Consider the following 14,497-nt stretch of genomic DNA (forward strand, 5'->3'; position numbering starts at 1 on the left):
AAGAAGTGTTGCGCGTTTTGGTACGCGGCCGGCCTGGCGGACCTCGCGGGGTCTCAGCCCGTCAGCAGGCGGCGGGCCGTCAGGGCCAGGGAGACCTCGGTCGCGTCCGAGGGGCGGGTCAGACAGCGGCCGGTGAGCTGTTCGAAGCGGCGGAGGCGGTTGAGGACGGTGTTGCGGTGGCAGTAGAGGCGGGCGCCCGCCCGGGGCGCCGACCCGTCCGCGTCGAACCAGGCGGTGAGCGTGTCGATGAGCACGTCCCGGTCGGCCGCGTCCAGCCGGTCCAGGGGGCCGAGGACCCGGTCGACGAGCGCCGCGCCGAGCGCCGGGGACGAGACGACCAGGGCGGCGGGCAGGTGCGCGTCCAGCAGGACGGTCCCGCCGTCCGCCGGGCAGGCCCGCAGCGCCGTGTCCGCGAGGCGGCGGGCGTCCCCGACCGCCGCGAGACCGTCCACCGCCGAGCCGATGCCGGCCCGGGCCCCGGGCGGCACGCACAGCCCGGCGGCCAACTCGGCGAGGGCGTCCGCCGGGTCCGTACCGTCGGCCCGGCCCAACGGCAGGACGGCGTAATCCGCTTCGGCCCCCGCATGCCACACCGCCTCCGTTCCGGCGGGGAGTTCCAGGGGCGGGTGCGCCGCGCCGTGCGGGGAGCGGCGGGCGTCGCGCAGGGCGAGCACCGCGTACCGGCCGTCCTCCGGGAGGCCGAGGGCCGCCGCCGTGTCCGGGAGGTCGGCGACCCGGGCGGTGCCGTCGAGCAGCGCGGCGGTCATCAGGCGGTGCCGGTTCTCCCGGCGCCAGGCGAGGCGGCGTTCCGCCCCGCGATAGGCGTCGGCGACGACCCCGCAGTGCTCGTCCACGAAGTTCCAGACGTCCGCGGCGACATGGACCAGCAGCCGGATGTCCTCGGGGTGGCGGCGGGCGGTCTCGTCCACCAGGTCCTGCCAGACCATCGCCCCGCCCATCCGGAACGCGTGCAGGACCGCGTCCAGCGGCACCCCCTGCTCGGCCCGGACCTCGCCGATCCGCCGCGAGGTGCGGTGCGCGGCCTCCCGGAACTCGCGGGGCTGGATGAGCGAACCGACGTTGTGCCGCAGCGACTGGTGCACCTCCTGCCAGATCTCCGCCGGGTCGGCCTCGATCGCCGCGCAATAGGCGGGCTCCCGCTCCCGCAGCGCCTCCACCATCCGGTCCGTCAGCTCCGGGAGCGCCGCCACCAGCACCCGGGCGGCCCGGTGCAGGACGGCGACGGCCTCGCGGTCGGCCAGCGACCGGAAGCGGCGCGGGGCCGGGTCGGCGGGCGGCGGCGTGTGCAGCGCCCTGACCCGTGGACGTACGACCTGCGGCATGGCGGCCTCCACCGGGATGCGGCCGGCTCGGTGCACGGCCGTTCCGGCACGCCCCGCCCAGGACAGGGCCGCGGGCGCACCGAATGATCCTGACGCCCGCAGAATGACATACCGCCCAGTCGGTACCTAGGGGTGTGCGGCCTCCTTCTCATCACGGTCCCGCAACTCCGTTGGTCTCAGCACCCGTTCCCCAACAGCCCGGCCAGCTCCGTCCGGGAGCGCACGCCCAGGGCGGCGAAGACGTTGCGCAGGTGGTGGTCGACGGTCCGGGTGCTCACCGAGAGCCGCCGTGCGACCTCCCGGTTGGTGGCCCCCTCGGCCACGCACCGGGCGATCCGCGCCTGCTGCGGGGTGAGCCCGGCCAGCGGCGCGGCCGCCTTGGCGGGCCCCGGGACCTCCACCGCCGCACCGGCGGCCCGCAGTTCACCGCTCGCCCGGGCCGCCCAGGCCGGGGCCCCGCACCGCTCGAAGCCGACGAGGGCGTCCCGCAACGGCTCGCGGGCCTCACGGGTGCGGCGGCGCCTGCGCAGCCAGGACCCGAACAGCAGCCGGGTCCGGGCCTGTTCGAAGTCGCCGCCGGCCCGGTCGTGATGGGCGAGGGCCTCCGCGTACCGCCCGGCGGCCTCGGCGTCCGGCGCCAGCAGGGCCCGGCAGCGGGCGAGTTGGGCGGGGACCTGGGGGTCCGTGGTCCGCGTCGCCCACACGGCGAACTCCGCCACCGCCTCGGCCACCGCTCCTCCGCCCCGGACCGCCCGCCCGGCCGCCACGGACGCCTCGACGTAACAGGGCACGGCGAGCATCCGGGTGGCGAAGTGGCCGCGCCGGGGCCCGGGCCGGACGAGCGGGTCGAGCCGTGCCGCCGCCTCCGCCGGGCGCCCGGCCGCCAGATCGGCGCGGGCCGACGCCCAGGTGGCCAGGGTCTCCGCCTGGACGAGCCCGTGCGGGGCGGCGCCCGCGAGCGCGGCCCCGGCGTGCGCCGCACACTCCCGCGCCCCGCTCTCCACCGATGCCGCGAGGGCGAGTACGGCGTGCAGGTGGGCGGCGGTGTTGGGCCGCCCGGTACGGCGTGCCGCGCGCAGGCCGTCCAGCGCGTGGGCCCGGGCGCGTGCGTGCCGCCCGGCGCGCAGCTCCGCGTAGGCCAGGTGTTCCAGGGCCTGCGGCAGCAGGGCGTCGGCCCCGCTCGCGTGTGCGGCGGCCAGGGCGCGGGTCCCGGCCCGGCAGGCGGCGTCGAGGTCGCCGAGCACCAGACCGGCCGCCCCGGCCCGTAACAGCGCCTCGGGCTCGCGGGCGTCGGAGCCGAGACAGCGGCGCAGCAGCAGGTGCCCGGCACCGGTCCGCCCGCGCAGCACGGCGCACATCCCGTCCCGGTAGTGGGCCAGGTCCCGGTCGGCCGCGTCCGCCGGGATACGGGTCAGCGCCTCCAGGTACCCGAGGGCGTCCCCCGCCGCCCAGGCGGCCTCGGCGGCCCCGAGCAGGGCGTCCCTGGCGCGCCCCGGATCGTGCGGGGCGAGCAGGGCGGCGGCGGTGAGCAGGGCCGCGTGGGCGTCGGGGGCGGGCTCGTCGGCAAGGGCGAGCAGGCCCCGGGTGTGGTGGGCGGGGCCGGTGGTGCGTCCCGCCCGGGCCAGCAGGGCGCGGGCCCGCCCCGGGTCCCCAGCGAGCCGGTACTGCTCGGCCGCCGCCGCGTACCGGGCGGACCGCGCCGCCTCGTCCGGGGTCAGCCCGGCCGCGTGGACCAGGGCGGTCGCGCGGTCGGCGTGCGGGCGGGGCGGGGCCGCCGCGGCCTCCAGTGCGGCGGCGAGCGGGGCGTCGGGGCCGGGGGCCGCGCAGGCCCGCTGGATCAGGGCGGCGGGCCCGGGCGCGAGCAGACCGGCGAGCAGGGCGTGCACGGCGCGGCGGCGGTCCGGGGGCGCCCGGTGCAGGAGGGCGCGGCGCATCAGGGGCTCGCCGAAGTGGACGCGGTCGCCGGCCCTTCGGAGCGCGCCGGCCGTGCCGCCCGGGGCGTGCAGGGCGAGGTCGGACGTGGCGGGCGGGAGGGCGGCCGAGGCGGCGGCCCTGCGTACGAGGGCGAGGTCCGCGCCCGCGCCCTCGGGCTCGTGCGCGTGGGCGGCGGCCGCGATCAGGAGCAGGGTCCGGGTGGCGGCGGGGAGGTGGCCGACGCGGTCGGCGTGGGCGGCCAGGACCTCGTCCCCGCCGGGCAGCGGGTGCGGCAGCGGGGTCCGTCCGGTGAGCTGGTCCGGGGTGAGGCGGGCGGTGAGCGCGGTGAGCAGCCCGGGGTTCCCGGCCGCCTCCCGGAGCAGTTCGCCCCGCGCGACCGGGTCGGCCCGGTCCGCCCCGGTGAGCCGGTCCAGGAGCGCGGAGGCCGCCTCCTCGTCCAGGGGACCGGGGCGGAGGGCGGGCAGCCCGGCGAGGCCGGCCTCGTCCCCGGCGGCGATCAGCACGGCGACCGGGGTGCCCGGTCCGAGCCGGCGGGCGGCGAAGGCGAGGGCGGCACGGGAGTCGGGGTCCCAGAGGTGGGCATCGTCCACGCACACGAGGAGCGGCCGCCCGCCGCCGAGGCGCCGGAGCAGGGCGAGGAGGCCGTCGCGGGGCACGCGGGCGGGCGCGCCGGGTGCGGGACCCGCCGCGCACAGCAGCGCGTGCAGCCCGCTGTACGGCACCCACCGTTCGTCGGGGGCGCCGACGACGTGGAGCACGGGTCCCGCGTCCCGGTCGCGGTGCGCCGCGAGGGCGTGGGCGAGGAGGGCCGTGCGGCCCGAGCCGGGCGGGCCCGCGAGGACCAGCGCGCCACCGTCGCCGCGTTGAAGGCGCGTCAGCAGGGCGTCAAGGGAGGCGAGTTCGCCGCTGCGGCCGTACAGCCGGAGCGGACTGCGCACGGTCGTGGGGGGAGTCACGCCCGGCACGCTAGGCCCGCGTACGGGGACCGGGAAGGTGCGCGTACGACGGTGGGGCGCCCTCCCAGGGAAGGACGCCCCATGTCTGTGCGCGCGCACAACCGGCCGGTCAGCGCACCGGGTGTCCGGCTTCCGCCAGCGCGCCCTTGACCTCGGAGATGCGCAGGTCGCCGAAGTGGAAGACGGACGCGGCCAGGACCGCGTCGGCCCCGGCGTCGATGGCCGGTGCGAAGTCCGCGAGCCGGCCCGCGCCGCCGGAGGCGATGACGGGGACGCGGACGTGCTTGCGGACGGCGGCGATCATCTCGGTGTCGTAGCCGTCCTTCGTGCCGTCGGCGTCCATCGAGTTGAGCAGGATCTCGCCGGCGCCGAGCTCCGCCGCCCGGTGGGCCCACTCGACGGCGTCGATGCCGGTGCCCCGGCGGCCGCCGTGCGTGGTGACCTCGAAGGTGCCCTCGGGGGTGCGCCGGGCGTCCACCGAGAGCACCAGGACCTGGCGGCCGAAGCGCTCGGCGATCTCCCGGATCAGCTCCGGCCGGGCGATGGCCGCCGTGTTGACGCCCACCTTGTCCGCGCCGGCCCGCAGCAGCTTGTCGACGTCGTCCGGGGTGCGGACGCCGCCGCCCACCGTGAGCGGGATGAAGACCTGCTCGGCGGTGCGGCGCACCACGTCGTAGGTCGTCTCCCGGTCGCCGCTGGACGCGGTGATGTCCAGGAAGGTCAGCTCGTCGGCGCCCTCGGCGTCGTACAGCTTCGCCATCTCGACGGGGTCGCCCGCGTCGCGCAGGTTCTGGAAGTTGACGCCCTTGACGACCCGGCCGTTGTCCACGTCGAGGCAGGGGATGACGCGTACCGCGAGGCTCATCGCTCACCCGCCCGGTAGGCCTCGACCTCGACCTCGACGACCAGGCCCGGGTCCACGAAGCCGGAGACCACGACCATGGTGGCGGCGGGGCGCACGGCGTCGAACAGCTCCTTGTGGGCGCGGCCGACCTCGTCGGTGTCCCGGGCGTGCATGACGTACATCCGGGTGCGGACGACGTCCTCGCGGCCGAGGCCCAGCTCCTTCAGCGCCTCGAAGGCGACGTTGAAGGCGGTGACGGCCTGGTCGTACGGGCCGCCCGCGGCGATCTCGCCGCCCACCACCGAGGTGCAGCCGGACACCAGGACCATGCCGTTCGGCAGTTCGACGGCGCGGGAGTAGCCGAACTTCTCCTCCCAGGGGGCGCCGGAGGAGACGCGGCGCACGGAAGAGGAGTCGGTCATACGGAGACCGCCTCCAGCGCCTCTTCGAGGGTGAACGCCTTCGCGTACAGGGCCTTGCCGACGATCGCGCCCTCGACGCCCGCCGGGACCAGCGAGGCGATGGCGCGCAGGTCGTCCAGCGAGGAGACGCCGCCGGAGGCGACGACGGGCTTGTCGGTGGCGGCGCAGACGTTCTTCAGGAGCTCCAGGTTGGGGCCCTGGAGCGTGCCGTCCTTGGCGATGTCGGTGACGACATAGCGGGCGCAGCCCTCGGAGTCGAGGCGGGCCAGCGTCTCGTAGAGGTCGCCGCCGTCGCGGGTCCAGCCCCGGCCGCGCAGCGTGGTGCCGCGCACGTCGAGGCCGACGGCGATCTTGTCGCCGTGCTCGGCGATGACCTTGGCGACCCATTCCGGGGTCTCCAGGGCGGCGGTGCCGAGGTTGACGCGGCGGCAGCCGGTGGCGAGGGCGGCGGCGAGCGAGGCGTCGTCGCGGATGCCGCCGGACAACTCGACCTTGATGTCCATGGCGCCGGCGACCTCGGCGATGAGGTCGCGGTTGTCGCCGGTGCCGAAGGCGGCGTCCAGGTCGACCAGGTGCAGCCACTCGGCGCCGGAGCGCTGCCAGGCCAGTGCGGCCTCCAGCGGGGAGCCGTAGGAGGTCTCGGAGCCGGACTCGCCGTGCACCAGGCGGACCGCCTGGCCGTCGCGGACGTCTACGGCGGGGAGCAGTTCAAGCTTCGGCATTACAGCGTCTCGATCCAGTTGGTCAGCAGCTGGGCGCCGGCATCGCCGGACTTCTCGGGGTGGAACTGGGTGGCCCACAGCGCGCCGTTCTCCACGGCCGCCACGAACCGTTCGCCGTGCGTGGCCCAGGTGACTTCGGGAGCACGGATCTTCGCGTTGGTGACTTCGAGGGACCAGTCGTGCGCCGCGTACGAGTGCACGAAGTAGTACCGGGCTTCGGCGTCGAGTCCGGCGAACAGCTGGGATTCCTCGGGGGCTTCGACGGTGTTCCAGCCCATGTGCGGGACGACGTCGGCCTTCAGCGGGCCGACCGTGCCGGGCCACTCGTCCAGGCCCTCGGTCTCCACACCGTGCTCGATGCCGCGCTCGAACAGGATCTGCATGCCGACGCAGATGCCCATGACGGGGCGTCCGCCGGCCAGCCTGCGGCCGATGACCCACTCGCCGCGGGCCTTCTTCAGTCCCTCCATGCACGCCGAGAACGCGCCGACGCCGGGCACGAGCAGCCCGTCCGCGTTCATCGCGGCGTCGAAGTCGCGGGTGATCTCGACGTCCGCGCCGACGTGGGCGAGGGCGCGTTCGGCGGAACGGACGTTGCCGAAGCCGTAGTCGAAGACGACGACCTTCTTCTTCGTATCCACGTGTCGCTCGTCGCTTTCTAGTCCCAGAGACCTTGAATGCGCAGGACGCCCGCCACCAGGCACATCAGCGATGCGATGGAGAGCAGGACGATGACGCCCTTGGGCATGCCCTGCTTGGAGAAGGAGTAGACCCCGCCGGCCAGGAACAGGCCGAGCAGGATCAGGATGGTGTTGAGGCCGGTCACAGCGCGCCCTTCGTGGACGGGAGGATTCCGGCCGCGCGCGGGTCGCGCTCGCTGGCGTAGCGAAGTGCGCGGGCGAGCGCCTTGAACTGGCACTCCACGATGTGGTGCGCGTTGCGTCCGTACGGGACGTGGACGTGCAGGGCGATCTGGGCCTGGGCGACGAACGACTCCAGGATGTGCCGGGTCATCGTCGTGTCGTAGGCGCCGATCATCGGCGCCATGTTCTCGGGCTCGGTGTGCACCAGGTAGGGGCGGCCGGAGAGGTCCACGGTGACCTGGGCGAGCGACTCGTCCAGCGGGACGGTGCAGTTGCCGAAGCGGTAGATGCCGACCTTGTCGCCGAGGGCCTGCTTGAAGGCGGCGCCGAGCGCGAGGGCGGTGTCCTCGATGGTGTGGTGCGAGTCGATGTGCAGGTCGCCGTCGGTCTTGACGGTGAGGTCGAAGAGACCGTGCCGGCCGAGCTGGTCGAGCATGTGGTCGTAGAAGCCGACCCCGGTCGCGACGTCGACCTTGCCGGACCCGTCGAGGTTGATCTCGACCAGGACGGACGTCTCCTTCGTGGTGCGTTCCACGCGGCCTGTGCGGGGGTTCATGCGTCGTGCTCCTTCTTCAGTCCGCGCACCGCATCGAGGAACGCGTCGTTCTCTGCCGGGGTCCCCGCGGAGACCCGCAGCCATCCCGGTACGCCGTTGTCCCGGACCAGGACGCCCCGGTCGAGGATCTGCCGCCACGCGGCGTGGCTGTCGGCGAAGCGGCCGAACTGGACGAAGTTGGCGTCCGATTCGGTGACGTCGAAGCCGAGACCGCGCAGTTCGGCGACGATCCGGTCGCGCTCGCTCTTGAGCTGCGCGACGTACCCGAGGAGCGTATCGGTGTGCTCCAGGGCGGCGAGCGCGGTGGCCTGGGTGACGGAGGACAGGTGGTACGGCAGCCGGACCAGCTGCACCGCGTCGACCACGGCCGGGTCGGCGGCCAGGTAGCCGAGGCGGAGCCCGGCGGCGCCGAACGCCTTCGACATGGTGCGCGAGAGGACCAGGTGGGGACGGCCCTCGATCAGCGGGAGCAGCGAGGGGTGGTGGCTGAATTCGCCGTACGCCTCGTCCACGACGACCATCGACGGCTTGGCGGCCTGCGCCGCCTCGTACAGCGCGAGGACGGTGTCGGCGTCGACGGCGGTGCCGGTGGGGTTGTTGGGCGAGGTGATGAAGACGACGTCCGGGCGGCGCTCGGCGATGACGGCGCACGCGGCGTCGACGTCGATGGTGAAGTCCTCGTTGCGCGGACCGGAGATCCAGCCGGTGCCGGTGCCGCGGGCGATGAGGGCGTGCATCGAGTACGAGGGCTCGAAGCCGATCGCGGTGCGCCCGGGCCCGCCGAAGGTCTGGAGCAGCTGCTGGAGGACCTCGTTGGAGCCGTTGGCGGCCCAGACGTTGGCGGTCTCGACGCGGTGCCCGGCGGTGCGGGTGAGGTAGCGGGCGAGCTCGGTACGCAGCTCGACGGCGTCCCGGTCGGGGTAGCGGTTGAGGTCGCGGGCGGCCTCGCGGACCCGTTCGGCGATGCGGTCGACCAGGGCGTCGGGCAGCGGGTAGGGGTTCTCGTTGGTGTTGAGCCGTACGGGGACGTCGAGCTGGGGCGCGCCGTACGGGGACTGGCCGCGCAGTTCGTCGCGGAGGGGCAGGGCGTCCCAGGGGTTGGCCGTGGGGCCGCCCGCGTTGTTCTTCGTCACTGCTGGGGAACCTTCCACCCGAACCTGGCCTTGAGCGCGGCGCCGTGGGCGGGGAGGTCCTCCGCCTCGGCGAGGGTCACCACGTGGTGGGTGACCTCGGCGAGCGCGTCGCGCGTGTAGTCGACGATGTGGATGCCGCGCAGGAAGGACTGCACGGACAGGCCCGAGGAGTGGCAGGCGCAGCCGCCGGTGGGCAGCACGTGGTTGGAGCCGGCGCAGTAGTCGCCGAGCGAGACGGGCGACCAGGGGCCGACGAACACCGCCCCGGCGTTGCGGACGCGGTCGGCGAGCGCGGCGGCGTCGGCAGTCTGGATCTCCAGGTGCTCGGCGGCGTACGCGTTGACGACGGTGAGGCCGTCCTCCAGGTCGTTGACGAGGACGATCGCGGACTGCCGGCCGGCCAGGGCGGGCTCGATGCGCTCCTCGACGTGCTTGGTCGCGGCGACCTGGGTGACCAGCTCGGCCTCGGTGGCGGCGGCCAGCTCCTCGGAGTCGGTGACCAGCACGGCGGCGGCCATCGGGTCGTGCTCGGCCTGGCTGATCAGGTCGGCGGCGACGTGCACCGGGTCGGCGGTGGCGTCGGCCAGGATGGCGATCTCGGTGGGCCCGGCCTCGGCGTCGATGCCGATACGGCCCTTGAGGAGGCGCTTGGCGGCGGCGACGTAGATGTTGCCGGGGCCGGTGACCAGGTCGACGGGGCGGCAGTCCTCGGTGCCGTACGCGAACATCGCGACGGCCTGGGCGCCGCCGGCCGCGTAGACCTCGTCCACGCCGAGCAGGGCGCAGGCGGCGAGGATCGTCGGGTGCGGCAGTCCGCCGAACTCCTTCTGGGGCGGCGAGGCGACGGCGAGGCCGGGGACGCCCGCCTCCTGGGCCGGGACGACGTTCATCACGACGGAGGACGGGTAGACCGCGCGGCCGCCCGGCACGTAGAGCCCGACGCGGTCGACGGGCACCCACTTCTCGGTGACCGTGCCGCCGGGGACGACCTGCGTGGTGTGCGTGGTGCGGCGCTGGGCGCGGTGGACGAGGCGGGCGCGGCGGATGGACTCGTCGAGGGCGGCGCGGACGGCCGGGTCGAGCTCGTCCAGGGCCCGGTCGAGGGCGGCGGCGGGCACCCGGACCGATTCCAGCCGGACGCCGTCGAACTTCTCCCCCCAGTCGATCACTGCCGCCGAGCCACGATGGCGTACGTCCTCGCAGATGGGCCGCACCGTCTCCAGGGCGGCTTCCACGTCGAACTCGGCACGGGGCAGCAGGTCGCGCAGGGCGCCACCCTCGGGGAGGGCATCGCCGCGCAGATCGATTCGAGAGATCACACCGCAATTCTCGCAGACCGCCGCGCGCGGCCGGACGCCCGTATCACTGGCTGATACATGCCGGTGCTGTGACGGCTGACTATGTGCGTTCATTCCGTCACTCAGAGGGAATAACGGGATCACGCCTCCGAACGAAAGGGGCACCGGTGACGGAGCGGCACGACGATGATCTCCCGGACGGCCTCAGCGGGGCGGAGCTGGGCATGTGGCAGTCCTTCCGGAACGGCACGACCTACGACCTCCGGTCCCGCGACCGGGCCCTCGACGATCCCTTCGCCCCGCACGAGTGGGGCCCCGAGCGCAGTGTGGCGGCCCGGGTGGTCGCCCGGCTGCTGCTGAGCGGACCGCCGGCCCGGCCGGGCCGGGTGACGGCACTGAAGCTCTGGGGCGTACGGATCACGGGGAAGCTGGACCTGGCGGGCGGGCGTGTCGATCCGTACGTGGAGCTCACCGGCTGCCGGTTCGACGAGGAGGTGGTGTTCCCGGAGTGCCACTTCACGACCCTGCGGCTCGTGGGGTGCGCGATGCCCCGGTTCGACGCGGCCCGGCTGCGTACCGAGGGCGATCTGCATCTGCCGCGCTGCCGGGTCGAGCACGGCATCCGGCTCACGGACGCCCAGATCGGCACGGACCTCCTGGTCAACCAGATCGAGGTCGGCCCGGACCGGCAGGGGCGGGCGCTGCTCGGGGACGGTCTCGCGGTCGCCCAGGACCTCCAGGCCGAGATGGCCGACATGCTGGGCGAGCTGAGTCTGCGCGGGGCGAAGGTGGGCGGTTCGCTGAGCCTGCGCGGCAGCCGGCTGCGCGCGGGCCGGGGCCGCCGCGCGCTGAACGCCCCGCAGCTCAGCGTCGAGCGCACGCTGTACATGAGCGAGGCGTGGGTCAGCGTCGACACGGGGAACCAGGGCACCACTCCCCCGTACGGCATCGCCACCTCGCCGACCCCGGCGCACGGCACCCGCTCGCAGGTGTTCCGGTGCCGGGGCGGGGTGCGGCTGGACGACGGCAGGTTCGGTGACGCGGTGGACCTGCACAAGGCGGTCTTCGTGATGGACACGCACGAGGAGCTGTCGCTGCGCCGGACGGTCACCCCGGAGCTGCGGTTCAACCCGGAGCGGCCGGTGCGCGGCCGGGTGGTGCTCAACGGCGCGAAGGTCGTCACGCTGATCGACATCTCCACGAGCTGGCCGGGCCCGGGCGGCCTCGCGATGGGCGGGTTCGTGTACGAGAACCTCGTCCCGTACGGACACTTCCCGCTCTCCCGGCGCCTGGAGTGGGTGGCGGCGGCCACCCCGGAGTACGTGCCGGAGCCGTACGAGCGGCTGGCGGCGGTGCTCCGCAGCTGCGGCGAGGACGCGGACGCGCGGGAGGTGCTGCTCGCCAAGCAGCGCCGCCGCCGCGAGACCCTGCCGCCGGCCGGGAAGCTGTGGGGCTACCTCCAGGACTGGACGGTGGCTTACGGGTACCGGCCGGGGCGGGCCGCGGTGTGGATGGCGGTGCTGTGGGCGGCGGGCACCCTGGCGTTCTCGCGGTACGACCCGGCGTCGCTCAAGGGCGCGGAGCATCCCCAGTGGAACGCGGCGCTGTACGCGCTGGATCTGCTCGTCCCGGTGATCGATCTCGGCCAGCAGGGCTACTGGCGGCTGGAGGGCGGCTGGCAGTGGATGGCGGCCGGGCTGGTCCTGGTGGGATGGATACTGGCCACCACGGTCGCGGCGGGCGCCTCCCGGCTGCTGCGCCGGGGCTGACCGCCGGGCGCCGGGGCGCGGGTCGCCCGCCCCGGCCACGGCGGGCCGCACGGGCCCGGGCAGACCACGGACCTTCTGCCCACCACCAACGAGAACCAGCCAGAATCCCGGGATTCCTTTACCGCTCCTTGACCGACGGCGGGACAACCCATCCGCTCGGCACAAATGCTTCACAGCGCACCCCCTGGCGCCCGCCTCCACCTGCGCTTTTGAATGGTCTGCACCATGCCTTTCCTCCGCGCTCTGCTCCGAACCGCGCGCGTGATCCGGCACACCCCGGTGCTCTCCACCGGGCTGCCCGCGGACCACGCGGTGCTGCTCGACGCCCCCGACGAACGGCTGTCCCCGGCGCTGGTGGCCGCCGCGGCCGGGGAGTACGAACCGGCCGCGAAGCTCCTGGCGACCACCCGGGACGCGGCCGAGTGGGAGAGCCGGGACCGCTATCTGAGACGGCTCGTCGCGTTCGCCCGCAACCGGGACGGCTGGCTCGCGGACTGGCTGGCCGCCGCGCCGCACGATCCGGACGCGCTGCTCGTCAAGGCGCAGCTCGCGGTCGACCGCGCCTGGGAGTCCCCGGCGCGCGCGGAGCAGCTGCGCGAGCTGGGGCCGCTGATCACGGCGGCCGCTGCCAGTGATCCGCGCGACCCGGTGCCGTGGCGCCTGGCGCTGGACCACGCCCGGGGCACGCAGGCCACGCACACCACGTTCGAGGCGCTGTGGGGGGAGGCCCTCCAGCGCTCCTCGCACCATTACGGCTGCCATGTGGCCGCCCTCCAGTACCTCTCGGCCGCCTGGTACGGCTCGCACCGCGAGTGCTTCGACTTCGCCGAGCGGGCCGCCGAGGACTCGGTGCCCAGCTCCCTGGTGCAGGCGCTGCCGCTGCGGGCCGCGTTCGCGATGCTGACGGAGGGTCCCTGGGACACCCGGTCCACCTCGGTGCAGCAGGAGCGGATCGACGCGGCGGCGGATCTGGCCATCTCGCTGTCGGACTCCTTCGCCCCGGGCGACCCGTGGCCGGCCGAGGTCCGCAATCTGCTCGCCTACGTCCTGGTGGTACGGGGCCGGTGGGCGGAGGCGCTGGAACAGTTCGGCCGGATCGGCCCGCACGCCTCCTCGTTCCCGTGGGCTTCGGTGTCCGGCGATCCGCTGGGCCGGTTCCTGGACGCGCGGGACGGCGCACGGCTCCGGGTGGCCTCCGCGACCCCGCTGAGGCAAGGCTCCGGACGAGGGCGGGCGCGCGGCCATTACGCTTGACCGCTGTGACCACCGCTCGCCTGCCCCTGTTCCCGCTGAACGCGGTGCTGTTCCCGGGCCTCGTGCTGCCCCTCAACGTCTTCGAGGAGCGATATCGCGCCATGATGCGGGAGCTCCTCACCATCGACGAGGACGAACCGCGCCGCTTCGCCGTGGTCGCCATCCGGGACGGCCGGGAGACCGCCGTGACGGGTCTCGGCATGCCGGAGGCGGTCCGCAAGCCCGTCGAACGCGGCCCGGCCGACGGCTTCGGACCCGACCCCCTCCAGTCGCTGCACCGGGTGGGCTGCGTCGCCGACGCCGCGACCATCCGGGAGCGCGCGGACGGCAGCTTCGAGGTCCTGGCCACCGGCACCACCCGGGTCCGGCTCCTGTCCGTGGACGCGTCCGGCCCCTTCCTCACGGCCGAGCTGGAGGAGCTGGAGGAGGACCCGGGCGACGAGGCGGGCCCGCTCGCCGAGGGCGTCCTGCGGGCCTTCCGCGGCTACCAGAAGCGCCTGGCGGGTGCGAGCGAGCGCTCCCTCACCACGGGCGCGGAACTGCCGGACGACCCCTCGGTCGTCTCGTACCTGGTCGCCTCCACGGTGGTCCTGGACGTCCCCGCCAAGCAGCGGCTCCTCCAGGCCCCCGACACCGCGACCCGCCTCCGCGAGGAGCTGCGGCTCCTGCGCTCGGAGACGGCGGTGATCCGGCACCTGCCCTCGCTCCCGGCGGTGGACCTGACCGTCGCCCCGACGCACCCCAACTGAGGCCATGGCCAAGAAGCAGAAGAAGTCCCCGTCCGGCGGCACCCCCGCCACGGTCGCCCTGACGGCGGCGGGCACGGCGTTCACCGTCCACGCGTACGAGCACGACCCGGCGTCGCCCTCCTACGGTGAGGAGGCGGCCCAGGCCCTGGGCGTCTCCCCCGACCGCGTCTTCAAGACCCTGGTCGCCGACGTGGACGGCCGCCTGACGGTCGCGGTCGTCCCGGTCGCCGGCAGCCTCGACCTGAAGGCCCTGGCCGCGGCGGCGGGCGGCAAACGCGCCACGATGGCGGACCCGGCCGCGGCGGAACGCACCACGGGCTACGTCCGCGGCGGCATCTCCCCCCTGGGCCAACGCAAACGCCTCCCCACGGTCCTGGACGCGTCGGCCCGCACCCACCCCACGATCTGCGTCTCGGCGGGCCGCCGGGGCCTGGAGGTGGAGCTGTCCCCGGAGGACCTGGCAGCGCTGACAGACGCGACCTTCGCGGACATCGGCCGGGGTTGACGCGAGGCGCGGGACCCCCAGCGCACCGGTTCCGTCCTCAAACGCCGGACGGGCTGGAAAATCCAGCCCGTCCGGCGTTTGAGGACCGGGGTCCGGGGCGGAGCCCCGGTTTCGGGAAGGGGCGGGGGGGGGAAAGCCCCCCCGCGCC

14 protein-coding genes are annotated in these 14,497 nt (G+C 74.8%); 4 read left to right on the plus strand and 10 right to left on the minus strand.

All coding sequences use genetic code 11. The features are described 5' to 3' along the window. Positions 1-53: 53 nt before the first annotated feature. The 10 genes from ACIQZN_RS16940 to hisD all read right to left on the minus strand — a co-directional run bounded on the left by ACIQZN_RS16940 (position 54) and on the right by hisD (position 10,093). Entirely contained in the window at positions 54-1,343 is a 1,290-nt protein-coding gene (locus tag ACIQZN_RS16940) for a PucR family transcriptional regulator (RefSeq protein WP_403993696.1), read from the minus strand. Between the two features lie 176 nt (positions 1,344-1,519). After that, the gene (locus ACIQZN_RS16945; protein ID WP_403993749.1) at positions 1,520-4,216 is read right to left on the minus strand and encodes an AAA family ATPase; all 2,697 of its coding nucleotides are present in this window, start codon (positions 4,214-4,216) and stop codon (positions 1,520-1,522) included. Positions 4,217-4,343: 127 nt separating this feature from the next. Then, positions 4,344-5,099 carry an imidazole glycerol phosphate synthase subunit HisF gene (hisF, locus tag ACIQZN_RS16950; protein ID WP_073968225.1) on the minus strand — a complete coding sequence of 252 codons (756 nt, stop codon included), beginning with the start codon at positions 5,097-5,099 and terminating at the stop codon, positions 4,344-4,346. Then, entirely contained in the window at positions 5,096-5,500 is a 405-nt protein-coding gene (locus ACIQZN_RS16955; RefSeq protein WP_403993699.1) for a RidA family protein, read from the minus strand. The genes hisF and ACIQZN_RS16955 overlap by 4 nt, the downstream gene beginning before the upstream one ends. After that, the gene (gene priA, locus ACIQZN_RS16960; RefSeq protein ID WP_164641438.1) at positions 5,497-6,222 is read right to left on the minus strand and encodes a bifunctional 1-(5-phosphoribosyl)-5-((5-phosphoribosylamino)methylideneamino)imidazole-4-carboxamide isomerase/phosphoribosylanthranilate isomerase PriA; all 726 of its coding nucleotides are present in this window, start codon (positions 6,220-6,222) and stop codon (positions 5,497-5,499) included. The genes ACIQZN_RS16955 and priA overlap by 4 nt, the downstream gene beginning before the upstream one ends. Then, positions 6,222-6,863: an imidazole glycerol phosphate synthase subunit HisH gene (hisH, locus tag ACIQZN_RS16965; protein ID WP_403993703.1), complete on the minus strand. Its 642-nt coding sequence runs from the start codon at positions 6,861-6,863 to the stop codon at positions 6,222-6,224. Before hisH ends, priA begins: the two co-directional genes overlap by 1 nt. A gap of 17 nt (positions 6,864-6,880) precedes the next feature. After that, the gene (locus tag ACIQZN_RS16970; protein ID WP_199879176.1) at positions 6,881-7,048 is read right to left on the minus strand and encodes a hypothetical protein; all 168 of its coding nucleotides are present in this window, start codon (positions 7,046-7,048) and stop codon (positions 6,881-6,883) included. Then, on the minus strand, positions 7,045-7,641 hold the full coding sequence (hisB, locus tag ACIQZN_RS16975) for an imidazoleglycerol-phosphate dehydratase HisB (protein WP_391261019.1): 597 nt from the start codon (positions 7,639-7,641) through the stop codon (positions 7,045-7,047). Before hisB ends, ACIQZN_RS16970 begins: the two co-directional genes overlap by 4 nt. After that, positions 7,638-8,774, minus strand: a complete 1,137-nt coding sequence (locus ACIQZN_RS16980) for a histidinol-phosphate transaminase (protein WP_403993708.1) — start codon at positions 8,772-8,774, stop codon at positions 7,638-7,640. Before ACIQZN_RS16980 ends, hisB begins: the two co-directional genes overlap by 4 nt. Continuing rightward, on the minus strand, positions 8,771-10,093 hold the full coding sequence (gene hisD, locus ACIQZN_RS16985) for a histidinol dehydrogenase (RefSeq protein WP_403993711.1): 1,323 nt from the start codon (positions 10,091-10,093) through the stop codon (positions 8,771-8,773). Before hisD ends, ACIQZN_RS16980 begins: the two co-directional genes overlap by 4 nt. A 146-nt stretch (positions 10,094-10,239) precedes the next feature. On the opposite strand from hisD, the gene ACIQZN_RS16990 reads away from it, so the two are divergent. From ACIQZN_RS16990 to ybaK, 4 genes are all read left to right on the plus strand, one after another. Then, complete coding sequence (locus ACIQZN_RS16990; RefSeq protein WP_403993714.1) at positions 10,240-11,841, plus strand: oxidoreductase; 1,602 nt, start codon at positions 10,240-10,242, stop codon at positions 11,839-11,841. Positions 11,842-12,066: 225 nt separating this feature from the next. After that, positions 12,067-13,095, plus strand: coding sequence for a hypothetical protein (locus tag ACIQZN_RS16995; RefSeq protein WP_403993717.1), 1,029 nt, complete (start codon positions 12,067-12,069; stop codon positions 13,093-13,095). A 5-nt stretch (positions 13,096-13,100) separates the two neighbouring features. Further along, positions 13,101-13,844 carry an LON peptidase substrate-binding domain-containing protein gene (locus tag ACIQZN_RS17000; RefSeq protein ID WP_403993720.1) on the plus strand — a complete coding sequence of 248 codons (744 nt, stop codon included), beginning with the start codon at positions 13,101-13,103 and terminating at the stop codon, positions 13,842-13,844. A 4-nt stretch (positions 13,845-13,848) separates the two neighbouring features. Continuing rightward, a complete protein-coding gene (gene ybaK / locus ACIQZN_RS17005) occupies positions 13,849-14,349 on the plus strand; it encodes a Cys-tRNA(Pro) deacylase (RefSeq protein ID WP_403993723.1) in 501 nt (166 codons plus the stop codon). Positions 14,350-14,497 lie beyond the last annotated feature (148 nt).

Origin of the sequence: Streptomyces sp. NPDC097595, from assembly GCF_044761525.1 — a bacterium.
GTDB lineage: Bacteria > Actinomycetota > Actinomycetes > Streptomycetales > Streptomycetaceae > Streptomyces > Streptomyces drozdowiczii_A.

What these genes read in the sequence shown, in the direction of transcription:
- ACIQZN_RS16955 (WP_403993699.1), bottom strand. Translation starts at nt 5,500, where the DNA reads ATGACCGACTCCTCTTCCGTGCGCCGCGTCTCCTCCGGCGCCCCCTGG.
- hisF (WP_073968225.1), bottom strand. Translation starts at nt 5,099, where the DNA reads ATGAGCCTCGCGGTACGCGTCATCCCCTGCCTCGACGTGGACAACGGC.
- priA (WP_164641438.1), bottom strand. Translation starts at nt 6,222, where the DNA reads ATGCCGAAGCTTGAACTGCTCCCCGCCGTAGACGTCCGCGACGGCCAG.
- ACIQZN_RS16995 (WP_403993717.1), top strand. Translation starts at nt 12,067, where the DNA reads ATGCCTTTCCTCCGCGCTCTGCTCCGAACCGCGCGCGTGATCCGGCAC.
- ACIQZN_RS16940 (WP_403993696.1), bottom strand. Translation starts at nt 1,343, where the DNA reads ATGCCGCAGGTCGTACGTCCACGGGTCAGGGCGCTGCACACGCCGCCG.
- ybaK (WP_403993723.1), top strand. Translation starts at nt 13,849, where the DNA reads ATGGCCAAGAAGCAGAAGAAGTCCCCGTCCGGCGGCACCCCCGCCACG.
- hisB (WP_391261019.1), bottom strand. Translation starts at nt 7,641, where the DNA reads ATGAACCCCCGCACAGGCCGCGTGGAACGCACCACGAAGGAGACGTCC.